Annotated in this window: 26 protein-coding genes; 12 read left to right on the top strand and 14 right to left on the bottom strand. The window is 71.8% G+C overall.

What is annotated here, in order from left to right:
• Positions 1–40: 40 nt before the first annotated feature.
• A complete protein-coding gene (locus ACGF3C_RS09285; protein WP_357226173.1) occupies positions 41–1,627 on the bottom strand; it encodes an MDR family MFS transporter in 1,587 nt (528 codons plus the stop codon).
• A gap of 111 nt (positions 1,628–1,738) precedes the next feature.
• Between ACGF3C_RS09285 and ACGF3C_RS09280 the strand changes: the two genes are divergently transcribed.
• Positions 1,739–2,317, top strand: coding sequence for a helix-turn-helix domain-containing protein (locus ACGF3C_RS09280; RefSeq protein WP_355008158.1), 579 nt, complete (start codon positions 1,739–1,741; stop codon positions 2,315–2,317).
• 78 nt (positions 2,318–2,395) lie between these two features.
• Here the strand turns inward: ACGF3C_RS09280 and ACGF3C_RS09275 are convergent, their stop codons facing one another.
• Both ACGF3C_RS09275 and ACGF3C_RS09270 read right to left on the bottom strand, forming a co-directional pair.
• On the bottom strand, positions 2,396–2,905 hold the full coding sequence (locus ACGF3C_RS09275) for a GNAT family N-acetyltransferase (protein ID WP_357202775.1): 510 nt from the start codon (positions 2,903–2,905) through the stop codon (positions 2,396–2,398).
• Positions 2,902–3,123, bottom strand: coding sequence for a biotin/lipoyl-binding carrier protein (locus tag ACGF3C_RS09270; protein WP_181518367.1), 222 nt, complete (start codon positions 3,121–3,123; stop codon positions 2,902–2,904). Before ACGF3C_RS09270 ends, ACGF3C_RS09275 begins: the two co-directional genes overlap by 4 nt.
• Positions 3,124–3,344: 221 nt before the next feature.
• Between ACGF3C_RS09270 and ACGF3C_RS09265 the strand changes: the two genes are divergently transcribed.
• Complete coding sequence (locus ACGF3C_RS09265; protein ID WP_369814844.1) at positions 3,345–3,419, top strand: 50S ribosomal protein bL37; 75 nt, start codon at positions 3,345–3,347, stop codon at positions 3,417–3,419.
• 133 nt (positions 3,420–3,552) lie between these two features.
• Here ACGF3C_RS09265 and rsrA read toward each other — a convergent pair whose 3' ends face one another.
• The 5 genes from rsrA to ACGF3C_RS09240 form a co-directional block, all read right to left on the bottom strand.
• Entirely contained in the window at positions 3,553–3,840 is a 288-nt protein-coding gene (gene rsrA, locus ACGF3C_RS09260) for a mycothiol system anti-sigma-R factor (RefSeq protein WP_030490399.1), read from the bottom strand.
• A gap of 1 nt (position 3,841) precedes the next feature.
• On the bottom strand, positions 3,842–4,666 hold the full coding sequence (locus ACGF3C_RS09255) for a sigma-70 family RNA polymerase sigma factor (protein WP_112583674.1): 825 nt from the start codon (positions 4,664–4,666) through the stop codon (positions 3,842–3,844).
• A gap of 235 nt (positions 4,667–4,901) precedes the next feature.
• Positions 4,902–5,519 (bottom strand): alpha/beta family hydrolase, encoded by a 618-nt coding sequence (locus ACGF3C_RS09250; protein WP_357226181.1) that lies wholly within the window; start codon positions 5,517–5,519, stop codon positions 4,902–4,904.
• A 51-nt stretch (positions 5,520–5,570) separates the two neighbouring features.
• Positions 5,571–5,963, bottom strand: coding sequence for a WhiB family transcriptional regulator (locus ACGF3C_RS09245; protein ID WP_091406097.1), 393 nt, complete (start codon positions 5,961–5,963; stop codon positions 5,571–5,573).
• 195 nt (positions 5,964–6,158) lie between these two features.
• Entirely contained in the window at positions 6,159–6,869 is a 711-nt protein-coding gene (locus ACGF3C_RS09240; protein ID WP_357226185.1) for an SOS response-associated peptidase, read from the bottom strand.
• A 103-nt stretch (positions 6,870–6,972) separates the two neighbouring features.
• Between ACGF3C_RS09240 and aroA the strand changes: the two genes are divergently transcribed.
• From aroA to ACGF3C_RS09220, 4 genes are read left to right on the top strand one after another with little or no spacing between them, the layout of a single operon-like run.
• A complete protein-coding gene (aroA, locus tag ACGF3C_RS09235) occupies positions 6,973–8,274 on the top strand; it encodes a 3-phosphoshikimate 1-carboxyvinyltransferase (protein ID WP_393220274.1) in 1,302 nt (433 codons plus the stop codon).
• Between the two features lie 55 nt (positions 8,275–8,329).
• Positions 8,330–9,406, top strand: a complete 1,077-nt coding sequence (gene rsgA / locus ACGF3C_RS09230) for a ribosome small subunit-dependent GTPase A (protein WP_355008164.1) — start codon at positions 8,330–8,332, stop codon at positions 9,404–9,406.
• A 28-nt stretch (positions 9,407–9,434) separates the two neighbouring features.
• Entirely contained in the window at positions 9,435–10,253 is an 819-nt protein-coding gene (hisN, locus tag ACGF3C_RS09225; RefSeq protein ID WP_393220270.1) for a histidinol-phosphatase, read from the top strand.
• Between the two features lie 59 nt (positions 10,254–10,312).
• Positions 10,313–11,167 (top strand): hypothetical protein, encoded by an 855-nt coding sequence (locus ACGF3C_RS09220; protein ID WP_355008243.1) that lies wholly within the window; start codon positions 10,313–10,315, stop codon positions 11,165–11,167.
• A gap of 45 nt (positions 11,168–11,212) precedes the next feature.
• Here ACGF3C_RS09220 and ACGF3C_RS09215 read toward each other — a convergent pair whose 3' ends face one another.
• Positions 11,213–12,412: a glycosyltransferase gene (locus ACGF3C_RS09215; RefSeq protein ID WP_355008166.1), complete on the bottom strand. Its 1,200-nt coding sequence runs from the start codon at positions 12,410–12,412 to the stop codon at positions 11,213–11,215.
• A 222-nt stretch (positions 12,413–12,634) separates the two neighbouring features.
• On the opposite strand from ACGF3C_RS09215, the gene ACGF3C_RS09210 reads away from it, so the two are divergent.
• The 3 genes from ACGF3C_RS09210 to ACGF3C_RS09200 all read left to right on the top strand — a co-directional run bounded on the left by ACGF3C_RS09210 (position 12,635) and on the right by ACGF3C_RS09200 (position 15,085).
• The gene (locus ACGF3C_RS09210) at positions 12,635–13,633 is read left to right on the top strand and encodes an SDR family oxidoreductase (protein WP_393220266.1); all 999 of its coding nucleotides are present in this window, start codon (positions 12,635–12,637) and stop codon (positions 13,631–13,633) included.
• A complete protein-coding gene (locus tag ACGF3C_RS09205) occupies positions 13,633–14,424 on the top strand; it encodes an ATP-binding protein (RefSeq protein WP_393220262.1) in 792 nt (263 codons plus the stop codon). The genes ACGF3C_RS09210 and ACGF3C_RS09205 overlap by 1 nt, the downstream gene beginning before the upstream one ends.
• An 88-nt stretch (positions 14,425–14,512) precedes the next feature.
• Positions 14,513–15,085, top strand: a complete 573-nt coding sequence (locus ACGF3C_RS09200) for a DUF5709 domain-containing protein (protein ID WP_099848385.1) — start codon at positions 14,513–14,515, stop codon at positions 15,083–15,085.
• Positions 15,086–15,092: 7 nt separating this feature from the next.
• On the opposite strand, the gene ACGF3C_RS09195 is transcribed toward ACGF3C_RS09200, so the two are convergent.
• Positions 15,093–15,746, bottom strand: a complete 654-nt coding sequence (locus ACGF3C_RS09195; RefSeq protein ID WP_196924633.1) for a response regulator transcription factor — start codon at positions 15,744–15,746, stop codon at positions 15,093–15,095.
• A 23-nt stretch (positions 15,747–15,769) separates the two neighbouring features.
• Positions 15,770–16,894: a MacS family sensor histidine kinase gene (gene macS, locus ACGF3C_RS09190; RefSeq protein WP_393220258.1), complete on the bottom strand. Its 1,125-nt coding sequence runs from the start codon at positions 16,892–16,894 to the stop codon at positions 15,770–15,772.
• A gap of 119 nt (positions 16,895–17,013) precedes the next feature.
• Between macS and ACGF3C_RS09185 the strand changes: the two genes are divergently transcribed.
• Positions 17,014–17,469 carry an ATP-binding protein gene (locus ACGF3C_RS09185; RefSeq protein ID WP_393220255.1) on the top strand — a complete coding sequence of 152 codons (456 nt, stop codon included), beginning with the start codon at positions 17,014–17,016 and terminating at the stop codon, positions 17,467–17,469.
• 295 nt (positions 17,470–17,764) lie between these two features.
• Here the strand turns inward: ACGF3C_RS09185 and ACGF3C_RS09180 are convergent, their stop codons facing one another.
• Positions 17,765–18,703, bottom strand: a complete 939-nt coding sequence (locus ACGF3C_RS09180; protein ID WP_091406120.1) for a ribose-phosphate pyrophosphokinase — start codon at positions 18,701–18,703, stop codon at positions 17,765–17,767.
• Positions 18,704–18,804: 101 nt separating this feature from the next.
• On the opposite strand from ACGF3C_RS09180, the gene glpK reads away from it, so the two are divergent.
• Positions 18,805–20,289 (top strand): glycerol kinase GlpK, encoded by a 1,485-nt coding sequence (glpK, locus tag ACGF3C_RS09175; RefSeq protein WP_393220250.1) that lies wholly within the window; start codon positions 18,805–18,807, stop codon positions 20,287–20,289.
• Positions 20,290–20,294: 5 nt separating this feature from the next.
• Here the strand turns inward: glpK and ACGF3C_RS09170 are convergent, their stop codons facing one another.
• Positions 20,295–21,128: a phosphoribosylaminoimidazolesuccinocarboxamide synthase gene (locus ACGF3C_RS09170; RefSeq protein WP_355008173.1), complete on the bottom strand. Its 834-nt coding sequence runs from the start codon at positions 21,126–21,128 to the stop codon at positions 20,295–20,297.
• A 137-nt stretch (positions 21,129–21,265) separates the two neighbouring features.
• Here ACGF3C_RS09170 and ACGF3C_RS09165 point away from each other — a divergent pair, with 137 nt between their 5' ends.
• Positions 21,266–22,621 carry an ABC transporter substrate-binding protein gene (locus ACGF3C_RS09165; protein WP_393220245.1) on the top strand — a complete coding sequence of 452 codons (1,356 nt, stop codon included), beginning with the start codon at positions 21,266–21,268 and terminating at the stop codon, positions 22,619–22,621.
• 40 nt (positions 22,622–22,661) lie between these two features.
• On the opposite strand, the gene ACGF3C_RS09160 is transcribed toward ACGF3C_RS09165, so the two are convergent.
• Complete coding sequence (locus tag ACGF3C_RS09160) at positions 22,662–22,910, bottom strand: hypothetical protein (RefSeq protein WP_030336617.1); 249 nt, start codon at positions 22,908–22,910, stop codon at positions 22,662–22,664.
• Positions 22,911–23,007: the final 97 nt, after the last annotated feature.

Raw genomic sequence — 23,007 nt, 5'->3', positions numbered from 1 at the left:
TATGCACGCGCACAAAGTGCAAGATCGCGGGGTTTGGGGGTTACGCGACCGGAGCCTTGCCGAGGGCGACCTCGGCGTCCTCCTCCGGAGTGGCCTGCGGCGGCGCCTCGTTCGCGGTGCGCAGCGGGATCTCCTTGATGAACCAGGCGAGCACCGGGATCGCGACGGTGAACAGCACCGCCCAGAGGAAGACGTGCGAGATCGAGTCGGCGAGACCGCCGAGCACCGCCTCGCGCGCCTGGGCGGGCAGTTCCCTCAGCTTCGCCAGGTCCATCCCGCCTCCCCCGCCTCCGCCATCGAAGGCCGCGCCGGCGGCGGAGTCGGCGAGCCGGTTGGCGAAGATCGCGCCGAACAGCGAGATGCCGAACGAGCCGCCGATCGACCGGAAGAACGTCGCCGCGCCACTGGCCGCGCCGAGGTCTTTCTGCTCCACGCTGTTCTGCGCGATCAGCATCGACGTCTGCATCAGGAAGCCCATACCGGCGCCGAGCACGACCATGTACAGCGAGGACACCAGCTTGCTGGTGTTGACGTCGAGCATCGACAGCAGCCCCATGCCCGTGGTCATCACCACGCCACCGATGATCGGGTACGCCCGGTACCGTCCGGTCTTCGTGATTGCCCGGCCGACGACAAGCGAGACGACAAGCATGCCGAACATCAGCGGCAGCAGCAGCAGGCCACTGTTCGTCGCCGACGCCCCCTGCACCGTCTGCTGGTAGAGCGGCAGGAAGTTCATCGCGCCGAACATCGCGAAGCCGAGCAGGAAACCGATCAGCGAGATCAGCGCGAAGTTGCGGTTGGCGAAGAGCTTCAGCGACAGGATCGGCTCCGTCACCCGGCGCTCGACCAGGCCGAACGCCACCAACGCGACGACGGCCAGCACGGCCAGGCCGAGGATCTGCGGCGACGTCCAGTCGTACTCGTTGCCACCCCAGGTGGTGATCAGCACGATCCCGGTGATGCCGACCGAGAGCAGCCCGGCGCCGAGCCAGTCGATCCGGTGCTCGGTGCGGTACTTCGGCAGGTGCATGGTGCTGATCAGCACGAGCAGCGCGACACCGCCCAGCGGCAGGTTCACGTAGAACGCCCAGCGCCAGGAGAGGTGGTCGGTGATGAATCCACCGGCCAGCGGGCCGGCGACCATGGCGATGGCCATGATGCCGGCGATCATGCCCTGGTAGCGCCCGCGCTCGCGGGGCGGGACCAGGTCACCGATGATCGCCATCACGCCGACCATGAGGCCGCCGGCGCCGAGGCCCTGCACGGCCCGGAAGGCGATGAGCTGGACCATGCCGTCCTCTGGACCGCCGAACATCCCGGAGCCGGCCATGCCACAGAGGGCGGAGCCGACCAGGAAGACGACGACCGAGGTCAGGAAGACCGACTTGCGGCCGTAGAGGTCACCGAGCTTGCCCCAGATCGGGGTGGAGACGGTGGTGCCCAGGACGTACGCGGTAACCACCCAGGTGAAGTGGTTGAGCCCGCCGAACTCGCCGACGATCCGCGGTAACGCGGTGCTGACGATCATGTTGTCGAGCATCGCGAGCATCATCGCGATCATCAGCCCGAACAGCACGACCCGGATGTTGTTGGGTCGCGTGCCGGCCTGGGTTGCCTGAGTCATAGGTAAGCTCCCCCCGAGGATTGCCGTACTTACTTGCCGCCCGGCTAGTCACCTTACTAGCCGCACGGTAAGTTGGGTACGAGGAACGGTCAAGCCATTTGGGGGGCGTGGGTGAGCGAGAGCACAGGCGGCGGAACGCGGGAACGGATCAAGGCCGTCGCGCTCGAACTCTTCACCGAGCAGGGGTACGAGAAGACCTCGCTCCGGGAGATCGCCGAGCGCCTCAACGTCACCAAGGCCGCGCTCTACTACCACTTCAAGAGCAAGGACGACATCGTCGCCAGCTTCGTCGAGGACCGGCTGGAGCGGATGGACGCGCTGACCGCCTGGGCCGCCACCCAGCCCGCGACCCTGGCCACCCGGCGCGAACTGATCTCCCGCTACGCCGATACGATGTTCGACGGCACTCAGCCGTCGGTGATGCGCTTCTTCGAGCAGAACCAGACCGCGCTCAAGAGCCTCTCATCCGGCCAGAAGATGCGCGGCCGGATGATGGAGCTGGCCGAAGCGCTCTGCCGGGGCGACGATTCCCCCGCCGCCCAGTTACGCGCCGCGCTGTCTCTGTTCGCGGTGCACACCAGCTGGTTCGCGGTCCGCGCGCCGCACATCAGCGACGACGAACGCCGCAAGCTCGCCCTGGAGGTGGCCGACGAACTGCTGGCCGCCATCGGCACGCAGCCTGACGCCTGACCATCTCGTGATCGATGTGGCCGGTCCGGCCTGTCGGTGGTCCGCCGGCCGGCCGACCTGAGCCCGCCGGTCGCCGGCTCAGCCGCGTGTCAGCTCCAGCCGGAGGCCGAGCAGGTCCACACCCGGCAAGGGTGACCAGTCCTTCTCCGGCGAACGGACGAAACCGCGCCGCGAGTAGAGCCGGTGCGCCGAATCGGCCATCCCCGCCCGGACGCAGATCGCCACCGCCGTGCAACCCAACTCGGTCGCCCGGTCGACACACGCCTCGACCAGTGCGGCACCCACACCCCGCCCCTGAGCGCCCGGGTCGACGGCGAGCATCCGGAACTCGGCCTCGCCCGGCCCAGCCAGCTCGGCGAACGGGCTGCCCGGCAGCACGAACGTGACCGAGCCGAGCACCGCCCCGGTCACCTCGTCGACAGCGACCAGCACCTCGCCGCTGGCCGCCCGGGTCGACACGTCGGCCAGCACCTCGCCGTATCCGTGTTCGCCCTTGAGCTGGCCGTCCGCCTCGTACGCGGCAACTGTCAGCCGGGCCACCGCGGGGAAGTCGACCGACTCGGCCGAACGGACCCGCAGCCCGGTCAAGCGATCACGGCGATCAGGTCACCGTCCTGCACGACGTCGCCCTCGTTGACGACGAGCTGCTGGAGCACACCATCGGACTCGGCGACGACCGGGATCTCCATCTTCATCGACTCGAGGATCACCAGGGTGTCGCCCTCGGTCACCGTGTCACCCGCCGTGGCGACGACCTTCCAGACGTTGGCCACCATCTCGGCGCGGATCTCCTCGGCCATGTCCAGGCCCTCCCTCTTCGCGACGTGCCTGCCGATGTATCCAATCATGCGTCGACCGGCGGTGGGCGGGCAGCGGCGCAGCCGGGATGACAGGCCCGCCCTGGGGAAGGCGGCGGGTGTCGACCGCACTACCATCAGCGGGTCGGACCCGACGCCGGACCGCCGGTGGCCGCATCCGCGCCGAGGTCGTGCGCAGGACGGATCCGACCCATCACGAGGAGGTCAGTATGGCGAAGAAGTCCAGGAAGAAGAAGGCTCGTAAGAAGAGCGCCGCGAACCACGGCAAGCGTCCCAACTCCTGAACGGGTCGGCGGGCCGACTGCCCGTCGTCGCTCAGCCGGCCGAGGCCGGGTACACCGGTGGCCCGGGTCGACATCGACCCGGGCCACCGGTCTTGCCAGCTGGTGCCGACGCTCGGTCGGCCTTCTCAGACGATCAGTCGGCCAGCTCACGGGAGTCGCTGGTCTCGAAGACCACCAGCTCGGTGAGCTTGACCCGCAGCCGCTCACGCAGCTGATCCGGAGCGGTCTCGTTGCCACAGCAACGCGCCACCAGCGCCCGCACCTCCTGCTCCAGCCCGTACTCGCGCAGGCAGGGCCCGCACTCGTCCAGGTGGTGCCGGATCAGCGAGCGACGCTCGTCGGCGCACTCCAGATCCAGGTAGAGATACACCTCCGCGAGCACTTCGCGGCAGTCCGTCTCGTGCGGCTCCCCACAGCTCACGTCACACCTCCCGGCCGGCAGCGGCGGTCGAGCCCTTCGCCGAGCGGGCCGCACTGAAGCCCCGCTCGCCCGCGTAACGCTCGAGCAGCTTGCGCAGATTACGACGGCCCCGGTGCAGACGCGACATCACGGTGCCGATCGGCGTGCCCATGATGTCCGCGACCTCCTTGTAGGAGAAGCCTTCGACATCGGTGAGATAGACGGCCAGGCGGAACTCCTCCGGCAACTGCTGGAGGGCCTCCTTGACGTCACTGTCCGGCAGCCGGTCCAGTGCCTCGGTCTCGGCCGAGCGCAGCCCGCTGGAGGTGTGCGACTCGGCCTCGGCGAGCTGCCAGTCGGTGATCTCCTCGGTGGGCGCCTGGATCGGCTGGCGCTGCCGCTTGCGGTAGGAGTTGATGTAGGTGTTGGTCAGGATCCGGTAGAGCCAGGCCTTGAGGTTCGTGCCCTGCTCGAACTGGTGGAAGGCGGCGTACGCCTTCAGGTACGTCTCCTGGACCAGGTCCTCGGCATCCGCCGGGTTGCGTGTCATCCGCAGCCCAGCAGCGTAGAGCTGATCGACGAATGGCATCGCGTCCCGCTCGAATCGGGCCCTGCGCTCGTCCGTCTTCTCGGTGGTCAACCGCACATCCCCTCGCGTCGGATGCTTTCCCGCCGAGGATACGCGCACGGACCTGCCCGCAGATTCACTTCCGGCCGGTGTGCCCGTGCTCACCGCACCCACCCCGCCCGGTCCCGCTGTCGCGGGCCATTCCGGGCCGTCCAGCAGCCGCTTCAGCTGCCGGGCGTCCCGCTCGTCCCGTTCCAGGCTTCGTGTCTCGGTTGGCACCGGTCACCCCCCTCGCAGAAAAGTCGTCCGGGGGTAGTAACGCGAGATGACCACTGGGGCATTCCGGCCGCCCCTCCCCGTTCCTGGTCCCGGCCCCGACGGCGGCCGGCGCTGGGACCAGGAAGGGCCTGGGAGGACTGGTGTCACCGGCCCTGCTCGGGCCGGCGGCACCAACGGATGCAACGACCCGTGCCCGCGCCGGAAACGGTCGACCCGGCGAGCCGGGCACGACGGGTCAGCTGTCCGCCCAGCCCTGGGCGGACAGCCAGTCGCGCACGACGGCGGCGGTGCCGGCCGGATCGCGGCGCAGGTCGTGCGTCTCACCGGGACGACTCACCACCTGCACGGCCGGTCCCGGCTCCGGCGTCCCGAACGGATCCCGGTCGCCGTTGACGACCAACGTCGGCAGGCCGGTGCCCAGCTCGTCGGCGCGCGAGCGTTCCGGCCGGCCGGGCGGGTGCAGTGGAAAGGCCAGTGCGACCACGCCCACCGCGCCCACCGCACGGGCCGTCCGACAGGCCACCCGTGCGCCGCTGGAACGCCCACCGACCACCACCGTCGGCACGTCGGCGTGCCGGGCGCGCAGCTCGGCGAGCACCGCAGTCCAGGCCTCGTCGAGGTGACCTGCCGGTGCCGGCGCACGTCGACCGGCGACCCGGTACGGCTGCGTCACCCGGACCACGGCCAGGCCGGCCGCCACCGACGCGTCCCGGACCGCGAGCAGGTCGGGTGCGTCGACGCTGCCGCCCGCGCCGTGCCCGAGGACGAGCAGGGCGGTGGCCGGGCGGACCGGCAGGTCGGTGTCGATCCACGCCGGGCCGCGCGGGGTGTCGATCTCGTTGCTGGCTGGCACCGGCCTATTCTGCGCCGCCGGACGGGTGTCGGGTGCGAACCGGGCCGCCGATCAGCTCAGCGGGACCAGGGCGAGCAGGCGATCGCGCACCGGCGGGCCGGCGTCGTCGATGGCGTCCGGATCGGGTTCGACCTCGCCGCGCCAGGCGACCAGCATCGCCCGTCGTTCCCGCGGCGTGGTGCCGCCCCACACGCCGTGGCAGTCACCGACGTCGAGGGCCCACGCCAGGCAGGACCCCTGCACATCACAACTGCGACACAGCGCGACGGCGGCGTCCGCCGGCTCGTTCGGTGCCGGAAAGAATGTCTCCGGATCGACGCTCTGGCAGGTTCCTCTGGTGCGCCACGCGTCGTCCTGTCGCCGTTCTCGCACGGCCCGCAGCAGTCGCGGATCTCGCCGCGCCGCTGCCACCTCGTGCGGGCGCGGCATACGTGCCCGTGTCATCCGCCCACCTCCCCCGTGGGACCGGCAAAAGCTGTGGACGTCGTCCGCCCCGTGCGGACCGACAGCCACTACCGGCGCTGTGTTCTATCGCACTTCGCAACCTCGGGACAAGGGTCTGCCGGGAACATGACTGAACAGCCAGGAGACGAATCGCGCGAACCCTGGCAAATCGGCGGCCGACTATGCGCCGCAGCGTCAGAACAGGGTCAGCTCCTGCAGTGACACCGTCGGCGCCACCGCCACCCGCGCGGTCAACTGTGGCCCGTCGTTACGAACGTCCCCTACCGCCGCACCCACCGGCCGGATCTCCAACCCCGCCAACTGCTCCGCCGACGCCGCAGTGAGCAGCCGCCCCGGCTCGTCGGTCGGCGCGAGCCACGACGACCACCGCTCAGGTGGCAGCAGCACCGGCATCCGGTCGTGCACCTCGGCCAGGTCGCCGAGCGCCGTGGTGGTCAGCACGCTGAAGGTGAGCCGGGTCTCGGCGTCGGACTCCCAGACCGACCAGATGCCGGCCAGCGCGAGCACCGAGCCGTCCCGGGGGGTCATGAAGTACGCCTGTCGCCCGCCGTCGGGCAGCCGGACCCACTCGTACCAGCCGTCGGCCGGGACCAGGCAACGGCGACGGGAGAAGGAGCCGGCGTACGCCCGGCTGGTGGCCACCGTCTCCGCCCGCGCGTTGATCATCCGGGCGGCTCCCGACGCGGACCGGGACCAGTGCGGCAGCAGACCCCAGCGGCCGACGCAGAGGCTGCGGTGCCCCTCCGGGCTGACCCGGACCAGCGGCACCGGGTCGGTCGGCGCGACGTTGTGGTCCGCCCGGACCAGGCCGTCGGAGTCGTCGGAGGACTCGAACAGCGCGCTCAGCTCGCCGGAGCTCCGGGTCGTCGCGTACCTGCCGCACATGGGGCACACGCTAACGCGTCGGAGGCCCTGTCGGCTGTCCCGCCAACCGGGAGTACGAACGCCGGGTACCGCCGCCCGCCCGCCGACACGGCAGAATGTAACGGTGGGCAACCTGACCGCGACCCGGCCGCCGCAGCCGTGGACCGCACCGACCGCATCCGACCCGGTGGCGGCGACGCTGCGCCTGCCCGGTTCCAAATCGATGACCGCCCGGGCCCTGGTGCTCAGCGCGCTGGCCGCCGGCCCGTCGACGCTGGCCCGGCCACTGCGCGCCCGTGACACCGAGTTGATGGCCGCCGGCCTGCGGGCGATGGGCGCGCACGTCTCGATCAGCGACGACGAGCGCTGGCTGGTCCGACCCCACCCGCTGGCCGGCCCCGCCCACGTCGACGTCGGGCTGGCTGGCACCGTGATGCGGTTCGTTCCACCGGTGGCGGGCCTTGCCGACGGGCAGGTCACCTTCGACGGTGACCCGTACGTGCGCACCCGCCCACTCGGCCCGCTGGTCGACGCGCTGCGCTCGCTGGGCGTCCGGATCGACGTCACCGGCACCGGCAGCCTGCCGCTGACAGTGCTCGGCACCGGCCGGGTCACCGGCGGCGAGGTCGTGATCGACGCGTCCGCATCCAGCCAACTCGTCTCCGGGCTGTTGCTGGCCGCCCCGCGCTTCGACCGGGGCGTCGTGGTCCGCCACGTCGGGCGGCCGGTGCCCTCCGCGCCGCATCTTCGGATGACGGTGCAGATGCTGCGGGCCGCCGGCGCGGCGGTCGACGACAGCACCCCCGACGTCTGGGCCGTCGAGCCCGGCCCACTCACCGGGCGTGGCTGGGACATCGAACCGGACCTCTCCGGCGCCGTGCCGTTCTTCGCCGCCGCACTGGTCACCGGCGGTGAGGTCACCTTGCAGGGCTGGCCGCACAGCAGCGCGCAGCCGGTCGAGAAACTCCGCTCGCTGCTGCAGCGGATGGGCGGCGAGGTCACGCTCTCCACCAACGGGCTGACCGTCCGTGGCACCGGCGTGGTGCACGGTCTGACCGCCGACCTCTCCGACGTCGGCGAGCTGACCCTCGTGCTGACCGCGCTGGCCATGCTGGCCGACTCGCCGTCGGTCTTCACCGGCGTCGGGCACATCCGCGGCCACGAGACCGACCGGCTCGCCGCGCTCGCGCGCGAGTTCGGCGGGCTCGGCGCGGACATCACCGAAACACCTGACGGGTTGGAGATCCGGCCCCGACCGCTGCGCGGCGGCGTCTTCCGCACCTACCACGACCACCGGATGGCGCACGCCGCCGCGGTGGCCGGGCTCGCCGTTCCGGGCATCGATGTGGACGACGTGGGGTGTACCTCCAAGACCATGCCCGAGTTCCCGGCACTATGGTCAGCGATGGTGACCGGCAAGAGCTGACGCGAGAAGAGGACAGGTCCTGGCGACCAAACGGCGGGAGTACGACGAGGACGACGTGCGGGTCCGGCCCGGAAAGTCGTCGCGCCCACGTACGCGCACCCGCCCGCAGCACGCCGACGCGGTCGACGGGTTCGTCATCGCCGTCGACAGAGGGCGCTACACCTGTGTGCTCTCCGGGGCCGAACGCGGCGTGGTCGGTGCCGAGCTGCCCACTGTCACCGCGATGCGGGCCCGCGAGTTGGGCCGCAAGTCGGTGGTGGTCGGTGACCGGGTCAGCCTGGTCGGCGACACGTCCGGCGCGGAGGGCGCGCTCGCCCGCATCGTCCGGATCGCCGAACGTCGCTCGGTGCTGCGCCGCACCGCCGACGACGACGAGACCACCGCCGAGGGTCGGCTGGAACGGGTCGTGGTGGCCAACGCGGACCAGTTGGTGATCGTGAGCGCGTTGGCCGACCCACCGCCGCGCACCGGGTTCATCGACCGCTGCCTGGTGGCCGCGTACGACGCGGACGTCGAGCCGCTGCTCTGCCTCACGAAGGCCGACCTGGCCGGGCCGGAGGAGGTGCTCGGCTACTACACCGAGCTTGAGCTGCCGTACGTGCTCAACCGCCCCGACTCCGACCTCGACGCGCTCCGCGCGCTGCTCAGCGGCAAGGTGTCGGTGCTGGTCGGGCACTCCGGCGTGGGCAAGTCGACGCTGGTCAACCGCCTCGTTCCGGACGCGCTGCGGGCGGTCGGCGTGGTCAGCGCGATCGGCCGGGGCCGGCACACCTCGACCAGCGCGGTGGCGCTGCGGTTGCCACCGGTGCCCGGGATCGACACCGACCCGGGTTGGATCATCGACACCCCCGGGATCCGCAGCTTCGGGTTGGCGCACGTCTCGGCCGACAGCCTGCTGCACGGCTTTCCGGACCTTGTCGAGGGCACCGTCGACTGTCCACCGAACTGTCCCCACACGGCCGACGAGGCCGAGTGTGGGCTGGACGCCTGGGTGGCCGCCGGTAAGGCCGACCCGCGCCGGCTGGCCTCGTACCGTCGGTTGCTCGCCTCCCGGGCCGGCGAGGGCGACTCGCGCGGCGACAGCGACCAGCGCGGCCCCGGCGAGGATGACCGGCGCGGCCCCGACGAGTGACGCGACGGGCGTGGGCTAGGTTGCCGGCATGACCGGGTACGCCGACGACCTCGCCCTCGCCCACCTGCTCGCCGACCGGGCCGACGCCATCGCCACGGCCCGGTTTCGCGCGCTCGACCTGCGCGTCGAGGCGAAGCCCGACCTGACCCCGGTCTCCGACGCGGACACCGCGGTGGAGCGGGAGATCCGCGCCCTGCTGGCCGAGCATCGACCGGCCGACGGGCTGCTCGGTGAGGAGTTCGGCGCGCAGCCGTCCGCCGACCCGAACGGCCGCCGGTGGATCATCGACCCGATCGACGGCACCAAGAACTTCGTCCGTGGCGTGCCGATCTGGGCCACCCTGATCGCGCTCTACGACGGCGATCGGCCGGCGGTCGGCGTGGTGTCCGCACCAGCGCTCGGACGACGTTGGTGGGCCAGCGCGGGCGCGGGCGCGTACGCCGGGCCGAGCCCCGCGACCGGTGAGCGGATCGGCGTGTCCGCGGTGCGCGGGGTGGCGGATGCCAGCTTCTGCTACTCGTCGCTGAACGGGTGGGAGGAGGCCGGGCGGCTCGACGCGGTGCTCGACCTGATGCGGGACAGCTGGCGCAACCGGGCGTACGGCGACTTCTACGGCTACATGCTGTTGGCCGAGGGGGCACTGGACGTGATGGTCGAGCCGGAGTTGTCGGTGTGGGACGTGGCGGCGCTGGTGCCGATCGTCACGGAGGCGGGTGGCACGGTCACGGATCTGGCCGGACAACCGGCTCCCGCCGGTGCTCCGGGCACCGACAGCAGCGTGGTCGCCACCAACGGTGTGCTGCACGCCGACATCCTCGTGCGCCTCAACCGACCAGCCGAGCGCTGACCCCCGGCAACCTCTATCCTCGCCAGGTGGTCTCCTCCGGTTGGTGCTTCCTCGCGGCGATGATCGTCGCGTACGGCTTCGCCAATCTGCTCCAGTCGGTGGCGGCGGCCCGCACCACCGTCCACCACACCTTCGATCCGGGCCTGCTTCTGCGCCTCGCCGGGCACCGGACGTACCTGGTCGGTCTCGGCTGTCAGATCGCCGGTTTCGTGCTCGCCTTCCTGGCCCGGCGGGACCTGCCGCTGTTCCTCGTGCAGGCCAGCGTGGCCGCCGGGCTCGGGGTGACCGCCATCCTCGGGGTGCTGGTGTTGAAGTGGCGGCTGCCGGCGGCGGAGGTGGTGCTGCTGGCGCTGCTCTTCGCGGGGATCACCGCGCTGGTGTTGTCCGCCCGGCCGGCGCCGTCGAAGCAGCTCGGCACCGCCGGCTCGATCGCCCTGCTGGTGGCGCTGGGCGTGATAGCGGTGCTCGGTTTCTTCGCCGTCCGACTGCACGGGGCGCCGGGTTCGGTGGCCCTCGGCTCACTCGCCGGGCTGGCGTTCAGCTCGGCCGCTGTCGCCGCCCGGCCACTGGCATCCGCGCCGTCCGCCGAGGCGTTCCTCGCCGACCCGCTGTTCTACCTGCTGATCGCCCACTCGATAGTGGGTCAACTGCTGCTCGGTCTGGCCATGCAGCGCGGCTCGACGACCGCCGCGGTCGCCGCGATGGACGCCGCCGGCGCGGTGCCGGCCGCGATCGTCGGCCTGCTGCTGCTCAACGACAAGATCTGGCCGGGGCGGGAGTGGCTGGCCGCGGTCGGCTTCCTGGTGACCCTGGCCGCGGTTATCGGCCTGACCCGGTACGCCGAACCGCAGCAGCACCGTTCGGTGACACGCCGTCGGGACCCCGCCATGGTCGGTGCCGGCCAGCCGGGCTGACCGTCCGGCACCGCACCACGGTTGAGGTCCCGCAGCACCGCCGACTCACGCCTCGACCGGCTTGCGGCGGCTCACCACCCGTTCGTAGAGGCGCTCCAGCGCACCGGCGGTCCGCTCCCAGGTGTAGCTGCTGCGCACCCGGTCCACAGCGGCGTGCCCGTACGCGAACCGACCGGCGTTGTCGCCGAGCAGCCGGCGCAGCGACACTCCGAGTGCCCGCACGTCACCGGGGGGCACCAGGCGGCCGGTGACCTCGTCGACGACGGCGTCCGCCAGGCCGCCCATCGCGTAGCCGATCACCGGCACACCGCAGGCCATCGCCTCCAGCGAGACCCGTCCGGCCGAGGAGTAGTGCGGCGTGCAGGCGACCACGTCCGCCGACCGGTACCAGGTGGCCATCTGGTCGTGCGGCACCGCCCCGACGAGCCGTACCTGGTCGACGACGCCGAGCTGTTCGGCCAACTCGCGCAGCCGTCGCGCCTCGGCGTGGTTGACCAACTGGTCGGCCGGTGGCCCGCCGGCGATCACCAGCTCGGCGTCGCCGACCAGCCGCATCGCCCGGATCAGGTCCTCCTGGCCGTGCCCGGCGGCCAGCGAGCCCACCGAGAGGATCCGGGACCGCTGTTCGCGCGGTGCCGCCTCGCCGTCGGGATGGAACAGGTCGATGTCGACGCCGGCCGGCACCAACGCGACCGAGCTGCGTTGCAGACCCATCCGGGTCAGCTCGTCGACCTCGTCGTTGGACTGGGCCACGGCGATGTCGACGGCCCGGGTCAACGCGCGCTCCAGCGTGATCCGCTGGCCCGGCCCGTCGTAGTGACCACCCAGGTGACGCAGCTGCTCGATGCCGAGCGAGTGGAACGTCTGCACCACCGGAATGTCGGTCTCCCGGACGGCGTGCGCGGCGGCCAGGCCACCGACCCAGTAGTGCCCGTGCACCACCTCGGGCCGCCAGGACCCCGACCACTCGTCGGCCAGCCAGCGGCCGACCTCCGTCACGTACGGGATCAGCTCGGCGGTGGGCAGTGGGGTGGGCGGGCCGGCGGGCACCTGGTGCACCTGGTAGCCGTCGACGTTCATCGTCGCCGGCAGCGTCGGGTCGTCCCGGCGCACGTAGAGCCGGACGTCATGGCCTCGTTCGGCCAGCTCGGCGGCGACCCTCGCGGTGTGCTGTCGGGTGCCTACCGGCGGGCCGTCGGCGTGGCGGTAGGAACTGGCGTGCGCGCAGACGAGGCCGACGCGCATGGGTCACCTCCCTGCGATCTTTCCTCGGCGGTGGTCCTCCCGGTCAGAGCGTCCCATTAACCCCGCGACGCTGAGCCGAAACCTGGCAGATCAGGAAGAGTCCCCGCGAGTGCCACCGACACTTGCGCCACGGCAAGCACATGCGACACGCGACAGCACTTCGACGATGATCGACAAGCCGTCGTCGGTGTGACCAGGCCCGGCCGGGGGTACCGCTCAGAAATGCCGCTGACCCGCAGTCTCGCCGATTCGACAGTGGTGATCACCGGTGCGTCCAGCGGGATCGGCACGGCGACCGCGTACGCGCTGGCCCGCCGTGGTGCCGCCGTCGTGCTGGCCGCCCGCAGCGAGCCGGCCCTGCTACAGGTCGCGCAGCGCTGCCGGGAGTTGGGCGGCCGGGCGCTGGTCGTACCGACCGACGTCACCGAGTTGGAGTCGGTGCGGCGGCTGGCCGACCAGGCGGCGGCCGAGTTCGGCCGGATCGACGCCTGGGTGAACAACGCCGCGGTGAGCGCGGTGGGGCTGTTCGACGAGATCCCGGTCGCCGAGTTCCGCCGGGTGCTGGAGGTCAACCTGCTCGGGACGGTGCACGGCATCAAGGCGGCCCTGCCCTACCTGGGTGCCGCCGGTGGCGGTGTGCTGGTCAACAACGCCTCGGTGCTGGCCGAGGTGGCAATGCCGTACCAGTCGGCGTACAACGCCACCAAGCACGGCATCCGTGGGCTGGCCGACACCGTCCGACAGGAGCTGCGGGTCACCGGTCGCGGTCACATCTCCGTCTGCACCGTGCTGCCGGCCACGATCGACACCCCGTTCTTCCGGCACACCGGCAACCACAGCGGTCGGGAGCTGGTGCCACCCCCTCCGATCTATCCGCCGGAGGTGGTGGCCGAGACCATCGTCCGGCTGCTGCGCCGGCCTCGACGCGAGGCGTACGCCGGCGGTGCCGCGCGGCTGATCGGCCTGCAGTGGCGGCTGGCGCCCGCGCTGGTCGAGCGCACGCTCGGCTGGTACGCCCACCGGACCCAGTTCGGCCCGGGCGCCCGGGTGGACAGCAGCGGCAACGTGTTCCACAGCGATGCTCAGGCGCGCCAGGACGGTGGCTGGCACGGTCGGCGGCGACAGTTGGCGCGGATGACCGCCGCCTTCGGTCTGGCCGCCGCCGGCACCGCTGTCGGCACCCTGGCGGCCATCAACCGCCGCTCCCGGTCGGACCGCTGATGGCCGATGTCGAGCGCCCGAATGCGCTGACCGTCACCGGCGCGCACAATGGGGCGATCATGTCGAGCTGTCTCGTGGAAATCGACGAGTCGTCAGCGGTGGTCCGACTGACCGGCGTGCTCGATGCCGCCGGTGCCGAGGCGGTACGCGGCGCGCTGCTCGCCCGTCTGCTGGCCCGGCCCGGCCCGGTGGTGGCCGACGTGACCGGCCTGCGGGTCGTCGACCCGGCCGGGCGCGACGTCTTCGCCGACGTACGCCGGGAGGTCGCCGACTGGCCCGCCGCGGACCTGCTGCTGTGTGACCCGGCGGTGGACGGGCCCGCCCAGCCGGACGCCGCGCTCGCCGGGGTACCGGCCTGGCCGACGCTCGACGGGGCGCTGGCCGCTGTGGCGGCGACACCAATGGCGGCGGTCCTCACCGCCGAGCTGGCTCCGGCGGTGGGCGCCGCCAGGCAGGCGCGCGAGCTGGTCACCACCGGTTGCGAGCGCTGGGGCATGCCGACGCTCGCCGACCCGGCGTGCATCGCGATCACCGAGATGGTCAACAACGTGGTGGCGCACGCCCGGACCCCGATGACGGTTCGGCTGGCGCCCCGGGAGACCACCCTGCACCTGGCGGTTCGCGACCACTCCCCGCGTCAGCCGACGTTCGCCGGGATGTCCCCACCAGACCGGGCCGGCGGTCGAGGACTGCTGCTGATCGACACGGTGACCCGCCGCTGGGGCAGCACTGCCGTACCGGACGGCAAGGTCGTCTGGTGTGTGCTGCACCCCGACGACGAGGCCGCCTGACGGGGCTTTCGCCATCGGCGCCCGATTCGGCGCCGTACCGTCGACTGCCGCCCGGTTACGGCGGCAGGGCAGCGGGTAGTGATCAGACATGCGCGACAACGAGTACCCGACCCCCGTGTCCGACACCGAGGCGCAAGGGCTGCCCGACACCGCCGATGACGACTCGACCGCCAACGACGACGTCCTCACCGGGCGCGAGGCGGACGGCCCGGACCCGGCCCAACTGCCCGGCGACCGGACGCCGGTGGCGGTGGACCGGTTCGGCACGACCGCCGAGGAGCAGCTCGACGGTGAGTCGTTGGACTACAAGCTCGACCGCGAGGTCTACGAGCGCCCGGCGGACGACCCGCTGGCCGGCACCATCGACCCGAAGATCGCCTTCGAGGCGGACAACCTGGAAGCCGCTGCGGAGGCTCAGCTGGACGCCGACGTGATGGATCCCGGGCCGACCTCGGACCCGAACTCACCGGTCTCCCTCTACGACCACGGTCAGCTCGGCACCGTTGCCGACGCCACAGTGGGCCGGCTGGTGGAACCCGACGAGGGGGCGCACACCGACCAGGAGACCGACTCGGTGGCGTACGACGCCGGATCGGCCGGGGGCGGAGCCACCGCCGAGGAGCTGGCCATCCACGAGACGGAGCCGCCGCGCTCGGTCTGACGTCCGCTCAGTCGTCCAGACCGCGTTCGATGGCGTACCGGGTCAGCTCGACCCGGTTGTGCAGTTGCAGCTTGCCCAGGGTGTTCTGCACGTGGTTCTGCACGGTGCGGTGCGACAGGCCGAGCCGCTGGGCGATCTGCTTGTACGACATCCCCTTCGCCACCAGCCGCAGCACCTCCGTCTCCCGTTCGGTGAGCTGGGGCGTCGCGGGTTCGGCAGCGCCGGCCGGGCCGGTCCCCCGCCCCGGCCCGGCGGCCAGCCGGCGGTACTCGCCGAGCACCAGCCCGGCCAGGCCGGGCGTGAAGACCGCGTCGCCGGCCGCGGTGCGGTGCACCGCCTCCAGGAACTCGGCGGGCGCTGTCGACTTCACCAGATAACCGGTGGCCCCGGCCTTCACCGCGTCCAGCACGCTCTGCTGTTCGCCGCTGGCGCTGAGCATCAGCACCCGTACGGCCGGCAGCGCCGCGCGCAACCCCAGGATCACCTCGACGCCGGAGATGTCGGGTAGTTGCAGGTCGAGGACGACGACGTCGGGCCGGGCCGCGGCGGCCACCCGGATGGCCTGTCGTCCCTCGCCGCTGGTCGCCACCACCAGGAAACCGGCCTCGGTCAGGTCGCGGGCCACGCCCTCCCGCCACATCGGATGGTCGTCCACCACCATCACCCGGACCGGGTCCGCCGCCGTCACCTCGGCACGCTCAGCTCGATCTCGGTGCCCGCCTCGGGGGCGGACACGATCCGCACGGTGCCGCCCACGTCGACCACCCGTCCCCGGATCGACTGGGTCACGCCGAGCCGGCCCTGGGCGGCCGCCTCGTCCAGCCGGCCGTCCGGAATGCCCGGCCCCTCGTCGCGGATCGACACGGTCACCGTCGTCCCCTCGTCCTCGATCAGCACCCAGGCCCGCCCGCCGGCGTGCCGCCCCACGTTGTCCAGGGCCGCGCCGGTCGCGGCGGCCAACTCCGCGGCCACCCGTCGAGGCAGCGGCACCGGGGTGGCCGGGGCGGAGAGCGCCACCGCCGCCGAGGCGTACCGGCCGAGCAGGGTCCGCAGGTCCACCGCCTCGCCGCCGTCCGGGAGGCTCGCGGCGGCCGGGCCGGCCCCGGCGATCAGCGCCCGCAAAGCAACCTCCTGCTCACCGGCCAGCCGGGCCAGCTCGCCGGCCTCCCCGGGCAGGTCGGCGCCGCGCCGCTGCACCAGCGCCAGCACCTGGAGCACCGAGTCGTGAATGTCCCGGGCCAGCCGCTCCCGCTCCCGGGTGGCGGCCTCCAGCTCCACCGCACGCTGCAACCGCTCCTCGGCGCTCACCGCGAGCCGGGCCACATGCCCGACCACCACCCCGGCGAGCAGCATCAGGATCACCCCGGTGAACGAGGACTGACCGATCCGCTCCCGGGTGGCCAGGTCCGCGCCGGCGACCAGCAGCGCGGCGACAGTGCCCCGCCGCCGGCCACCGGAGACGGCCCAGGCCAGCACCGGGCCGGCCATCCAGGCCACCCCCAGGGTGGGTACGCCGTGGGCGAGCGCCGTCCGGCCGACCACCCACGGGGTGGCCAGCACGATGGCCATCACCACCCCCAGGTCGGCCAGCAGCAGCGGCCAGCGCCGCCAGGCCGGCCGGGCGTACCCGACCGCTGTCGCGCCCGTCCAGGCGATCATCAAAAGGATCAGGGCACCGACGGCGTACGGGTGGGCGTACCGGTCGGCGTCGCGCACCGCGAGCACGCAGACGTACGCCAGGGAGGCCAGTCTGAATACGGTGAGCGCACGCCACAGCGGCACCTCGAACCCACCCGGCGGCGACGGCATGGCGGTCAGGATGCCACAACCGGTCCGGCACACGGCGAGCAGCGAGTGCGGTTCAGGAAACCCTGACGTACGGTGGAAAAGCCGCGAATTACTCCGAGATGTGCCGCCGGGACGGGCCCATGACAAACGCAGATCCGCACGCACCGCGTACGGTTGTGCCCATCGAACCTGCCCTCCTGATCGCCGAAGCCTTTGACCAGGCCCAGGTGACCGAGATTCGACACTCGGTCACCTCCTGCGCGCATGCCTCCGGCCTCAGCGGCCAACGGCTGGACGACTTCGTGCTCGCGATCAACGAATTGATCACCAACGCGGTGCGGCACGGCGGCGGGCACGGCTGGCTGCGACTCTGGCACGAGTCGGGTGCGCTGATCTGCGAGGTCGCCGATCACGGGCACGGGATCAGCCCACAACGGCTGGGCGACCGCAGTCGGCCCGCCCCGGACACCGCCGGCGGCTGGGGCCTCTGGCTGGCCCGCGAGCTGACCGACGCGATGGAGGTGGTCACCGGCACCGCCGGCACCACCGTCCGCATAACCACCGGCCTAACCAACCACAACCACACCCCGCACTAACCCACCGCCGCCCCACCCCCGGCCTCACCCCGCCCCGCCCCGCTCCCGGCCCGCCCCGCCCCGCCCCGCTCCCGTCGATCATGGAGTTGTGGTGGGTGACAAAGTCCTCGAATGACGCCAAACCAGGCACCATAACTCCATGATCCACAGGGTCGAGCCGCGATCTTGCACTTACTGTCCCGACATCGGTGGCAATTCACGCTTTTCGACAACCGAAACTGCAAGATCGGCGGAGGCAGGTACGGCGCGGGGCGGGGCAGGGCGCAAGGCCCGCCGGGCTGGGCGCGGGTTGGGGTCAGGCGAAGAGGGCGGAGACGGATTCTCCGTTGTGGATTCGGCGCGTCGCCTCGGCCAGGGCGGGGGCCACCGACAGGACCTGCAGCTTGGGAACCCGCTTGGCGGCCGGGATGGGCACCGTGTTGGTGCAGACGATCTCCAGGACGCCGTCCTGGTCGCTGAGCCGCTGCAACGCGTCACCGGAGAAGAGGCCGTGCGTGCAGGCGAGCCGGATCGACCGGACCTTCAGGCCGCGCAGATGCTCCATCAGCTCGACCACCGTGCTGCCCTTGGCGATCTCGTCGTCCAGCACGATGACGTCCCGGTCGGTCACGTCGCCGATCACCGCGCTGATCTTGACCAGGTCGTCGCTGAACCGCTGCTTCGCCCCGGCCGCGACCGGAGTGCCGAGCAGCCGGGCGAAGGCTGCGGCCTCCTTGGCGTTGCCCAGGTCGGGCGAGACCACCACGGTGTTGCTGAGGTCGTAGCGCCGGAAGTGGGTGGCCAGTTCCCGCAGCGCGTGCAGGTGATCCACCGGAACGCTGAAGAAGCCGTGCACCTGCGGCGAGTGCAGGGTCATCGCGAGCACCCGGTCCGCCCCGGCCGAGGTGAGCAGGTCAGCGACGAGCCGCGCGCCGATCGAGATCCGTGGGGCGTCCTTCTTGTCCGAGCGGGCGTACGCGTAGTGCGGCAGCACCACGGTGATCCGACCGGCGGAGGCGCCCCGAGCGGCGTCGATCATCAGTAGCAGCTCGACCAGGTGCTCCTGCACCGGCGGCACCAACGGCTGGATCAGGAAGACGTCCCGCTCCCGACAGTTGGCCTGCAACTGGACTTCCAGACAGTCGTTCGCGAACCGGGAGACCCGCACCGGGTGCAGCGGCACCCCCAGGTGGGCGCAGATCTCGGCAGCCAGGTCGGGATGGGCGGTTCCACTGAAAACTGCGATGTCGCGCACGTTCGCACATCGTAGGGGAAGCGGACGGCCGCCGACGGCGGCGGGCCGGAACCCGCCGTGACGCCTGTCGCGCCGCGCCGCCGTCCGGGTACGGTGCTGCGGTGACCCCCCAGTACGTCGCCGCCATCGACCAGGGCACCACTTCCTCGCGGTGCATCGTCTTCGACCGGGCCGGGGACATCGTCGCCGTGGCCCAGCGCGAGCACCGGCAGATCTTCCCCCGACCGGGGTGGGTGGAGCACGACGCCGAGGAGATCTGGGACAACGTCGAGCAGGTGGTCGCCGAGGCGCTGCGGGCCGCCGGCACCGACGCGTCCGGGCTGGCCGCTGTCGGCATCACCAACCAGCGGGAGACCACTGTCGTCTGGGACCGGGCCACCGGCCGCCCGGTGGCCAACGCCATCGTCTGGCAGGACACCCGGACGGGGCCGCTGTTGCGCGAGCTCGCCTCGGCGTACGGCGAGGAGCGGTTCCGGGCCCGCACGGGCCTGCCGCTGGCCACCTACTTCGCCGGGCCGAAGCTGCGCTGGCTGCTCGACGAGGTCGAGGGCCTGCGCGAGCGCGCCGACCGCGGCGAGGTGCTCTTCGGCACCATGGACAGCTGGCTGATCTGGAAGCTGACCGGCGAGCACGTCACCGACGTGACAAACGCCAGCCGGACCATGCTGATGGACCTCACGACCCTCGACTGGGCGCCGGATCTGCTGGACGCGATGGGTGTTCCGGCGGCGATGCTGCCGGAGATCCGCTGCTCCGCAGAGGTGTACGGCACGGCGAGCGGGGTGCTCGCCGGGGTGCCGGTGGCCAGTGCGCTCGGCGACCAGCAGGCCGCTCTGTTCGGGCAGACCTGTTTCCAGCCGGGTGAGGCGAAATGCACCTACGGCACCGGCAGCTTCCTGCTGCTCAACACCGGCGCCACCCCGGTCCCGTCGACGCACGGTCTGCTCACCACCGTCGCCTACCGGATCAAGGGCCAACCACCGGCGTACGCCCTCGAAGGCGCCATCGCGGTCACCGGCTCACTGGTGCAGTGGCTGCGGGACAACCTCGGGCTGATCTCCACGGCCGCCGAGGTGGAGGAGTTGGCCAGCACCGTGGACGACAACGGCGGCTGTTACGTGGTGCCGGCGTTCTCGGGGCTGTTCGCCCCGCACTGGCGCAGTGACGCCCGGGGGGTCATCGCGGGCCTGACCGGTTACATCACCAAGGGACATCTGGCGCGTGCGGCGCTGGAGGCGTCTGCGTGGCAGACCCGCGAGGTGGTCGACGCGATGAACGCCGACTCCGATGTGGCGCTGCGTCGTCTCCGGGTGGACGGTGGGATGACCGCGAACGGTCTGCTCATGCAGTTCCTCGCCGATGTGCTCGACGTGCCGGTGGTCCGTTCCCGGATCACCGAGACCACCTGCCTGGGCGCCGCGTACGCGGCGGGTCTGGCGGTCGGCTTCTGGCCGGACCTGGCAACTCTGCGGGCGCAGTGGCGTTCCGACGCGCAGTGGGAGCCGGCCATGGCCCCGGAGCTACGCGAGCAGGAGCTGCGCCAGTGGCGCAAGGCAGTGCAGCGCACCCTCGACTGGGTGGAGTGAGCCGGTCACTCCCAGCGGTTGCCGGTGAGCTTCTCGTAGACGTCGATGTATCGGGCCCGGGTCGCCTCGACCACCTCGGCCGGCATGTCCGGGGCGGGGGCCTGCTTGTTCCAGCCGCTGCCGGTGGCCCAGTCCCGTACGTACTGCTTGTCGTAGGAGAACTGCACCCGGCCCGGCTGGTACGACTCGGCCGGCCAGAACCGCGACGAGTCGGAGGTGAGCAGTTCGTCGGCGAGGACCAGGGTGCCGTCCGGCGCCCAACCCAGCTCGATCTTGGTGTCGGCGACCAGGATGCCCCGGTCGGCGGCCAGCTCGGCGCCGCGCCGGTAGATGTCGATGGTGATCTGCCGGAGCCGCTCCGCGGTGGCCTGACCCACCTTGTCCACCACGTCGTCGTACGTGATGGGCTCGTCGTGCTCGCCGGCCGGGGCCTTGCTCGACGGCGTGAAGATCGGCTCGGGCAGGATCGACGCCTCGCCGAGCCCTCGCGGCAGCTCCACGCCGGAGACCGCGCCGGTCTTCTCGTACTCCCGCAGGCCGCCGCCAGTCAGGTATCCGCGGGCGACGCATTCGACCGGGAGCATGTCCAGCCGCTGGCAGCGGATGGCCCGCCCGGCGAACTCGGCGGGCACGTCGGTGGCCGAGATGACGTGGTTCGGCACGAGGTCGGCGAGCTGCTCGAACCACCAGAGCGAGAGCGCGGTGAGCAGACGACCCTTGTCCGGGATCGGCGTCGGCAGCGCCACGTCGTAGATCGAGATGCGATCCGAGGCCACCAGGATCAGGTCGTCGCCGTCGGCGTAGACGTCCCGGACCTTGCCCGAGTGCAGAAGTTCCACGCGCCCTAGTACACCACGCGAGACCGCGGGCCCTGATCCGACCACCCTGCCGAGGGTGACCGGACGGACGTTGACACCTTCGTGTGCTGCCTGCGTGAATGGTCCGACCGCCACCCCCGTAGGTCCAGGAGAGCCCCGTGCCCGTTGTTCGCCCTTCGCTCGACCGCCTCGGCGCGGACCCGGGTCGGCGCCGACTGCTCAGCGCGCTGCTCGGCGCACCTCTGCTCGCGTCCGGCGGACTGGCGGGGTGCAGTGACGACGCCGCCACCTCGACCCAGGACGGGCCCGTCGAGCTGTCGGTCTTCTGGTGGGGTGGCACCAAACGGGCCGAGCTCACCGAGAAGGCGCTGCGGCTCTACTCGGATCGCAACCCCCGGGTCACCTTCCGGGTCACCTGGCAGGGCGCCGACGGCTACTACGACCGGCTGGCCACCCAGGCGGGCGGCGGGAACGTACCGGACCTGATCCAGATCGACGACGCCATGCTGACCGAGTACACCCAGCGTCAGGTCATTCTCGACCTCACCGATCACCACCTGGATCTTCGGGGCCTGCCGGAGGGTCTGATCCGCTACGGCACGGTGGAGGGGCGGACGATGGCGGTGGCCGCCGGGCAGACCCACGCCGTGGTGGTGTTCAACCGGGACCTGCTGCGGGAGCTGGAGATGCCGGAGCCCCGCGCCGGGATGACCTGGCCCGACTACATCTCCTGGGCCACGCAGGTCACCGAGGCCAGCGACCGCCGGGTGGCCGGCACCATGGACGGTTCGGGCGACTACCGGGCACTCTGGCTCTGGTTGCGGTCGCAGGGCGGCGAGTTCTACCGGGGCAACCAGCTCGGCTTCGGCGCGGACGAGCTGATCGCGTGGTTCGAGTTGTGGCAGCGGGCCCGTCGGAGCCGAGCCACGCCAAGCGCGGCCCTGGTCGAGCAGGCCGACAGCGGCGAGCCGGCCCGGCAACTGGTGGTGAGCGGCGCGACGGCGGCGTCCTTCGCCTGGTCGCACCAGCTACCGGAGCTTCAGCGACTCACCGAGTCCGAGTTGGGCATCGTCGGCTTCCCCGGCCCGCCGGGAGCTCAGTGGGCACGAGCGTCGATGTACTGGGCGGGGTTCCGGGGCACCCGCCACCCGGACACGGTCGCCGACGTGATCAACTTTCTGACCACCAATGGTGAGGTCGGCGCCGTTCTCGGCCACGAACGTGGGCTGAACGCCAGTGCCCAGGTCCGCCGCTACGCCGAGGGCAGCATCACCGACCCGGCCCAGCGACGTGCCGCCGAGTTCGGTGCCAGCATCGCCGACCTGCTCGGGCCGGCGCCGGCGCCGCCACCCCAGGGGCACGCCAAGGTGCGCACCCTGCTGGTCGCCGCCGCCGAGCGGATCCGCGTCAAGCGTGACGGCACCCGCGAGGCCACCGCGCGTTTCCTGTCCCAGGCCATCGCGGCCCTGGCGGCGGTGAGCACCAGCGGCCAGACCGGAACCGGCCGCTGGTGACCCTCCGGCGTCGCAGGCGCGGTCAGCGCGGCGAGCGCGGTCAGCGCGGCGGGCCACCCCGGCGGTTGCGCATCAGACGCAACACCAGGAACACGACGATCGCGACCACCACCAGGCAGCAGAGCAGCGGGAGCACCCCGAAGCCACTGCGGCCTCGCCGCCGGGCGGCCTCCACCACGAGTTCGCCGGTGCCCGTGGACGCCCAGGCTGCGACCGGCACGAAGACCGCCAGTACGACCGCACCGAAGACCGCGCTCAGGCGGCCCCACCACTTACCGAATGAAGACATGTGCCCATCCTTGCCGAAGGGCGCAACCTCGGCACGTCGGTCCACGCCGAATCACGGGTCCGGATGGCGCGGAAGCTCCCCGGCCGGTGCGCAACGC

The sequence above is a fragment of the Micromonospora sp. NPDC047762 genome (assembly GCF_043204655.1).
GTDB lineage: Bacteria > Actinomycetota > Actinomycetes > Mycobacteriales > Micromonosporaceae > Micromonospora.
This window is presented reverse-complemented; position numbering and strand designations above follow the sequence as displayed.

Coding starts and splice junctions, on each gene's coding strand:
- ACGF3C_RS09285 (WP_357226173.1), bottom strand. CDS start 1,627: ATGACTCAGGCAACCCAGGCCGGCACGCGACCCAACAACATCCGGGTC.
- ACGF3C_RS09245 (WP_091406097.1), bottom strand. CDS start 5,963: ATGACACGGGCACGTATGCCGCGCCCGCACGAGGTGGCAGCGGCGCGG.
- ACGF3C_RS09240 (WP_357226185.1), bottom strand. CDS start 6,869: ATGTGCGGCAGGTACGCGACGACCCGGAGCTCCGGCGAGCTGAGCGCG.
- hisN (WP_393220270.1), top strand. CDS start 9,435: ATGACCGGGTACGCCGACGACCTCGCCCTCGCCCACCTGCTCGCCGAC.
- ACGF3C_RS09220 (WP_355008243.1), top strand. CDS start 10,313: ATGATCGTCGCGTACGGCTTCGCCAATCTGCTCCAGTCGGTGGCGGCG.
- ACGF3C_RS09215 (WP_355008166.1), bottom strand. CDS start 12,412: ATGCGCGTCGGCCTCGTCTGCGCGCACGCCAGTTCCTACCGCCACGCC.
- ACGF3C_RS09210 (WP_393220266.1), top strand. CDS start 12,635: ATGCCGCTGACCCGCAGTCTCGCCGATTCGACAGTGGTGATCACCGGT.
- ACGF3C_RS09205 (WP_393220262.1), top strand. CDS start 13,633: ATGGCCGATGTCGAGCGCCCGAATGCGCTGACCGTCACCGGCGCGCAC.
- ACGF3C_RS09200 (WP_099848385.1), top strand. CDS start 14,513: ATGCGCGACAACGAGTACCCGACCCCCGTGTCCGACACCGAGGCGCAA.
- ACGF3C_RS09195 (WP_196924633.1), bottom strand. CDS start 15,746: ATGGTGGTGGACGACCATCCGATGTGGCGGGAGGGCGTGGCCCGCGAC.
- macS (WP_393220258.1), bottom strand. CDS start 16,894: ATGCCGTCGCCGCCGGGTGGGTTCGAGGTGCCGCTGTGGCGTGCGCTC.
- ACGF3C_RS09185 (WP_393220255.1), top strand. CDS start 17,014: ATGACAAACGCAGATCCGCACGCACCGCGTACGGTTGTGCCCATCGAA.
- ACGF3C_RS09160 (WP_030336617.1), bottom strand. CDS start 22,910: ATGTCTTCATTCGGTAAGTGGTGGGGCCGCCTGAGCGCGGTCTTCGGT.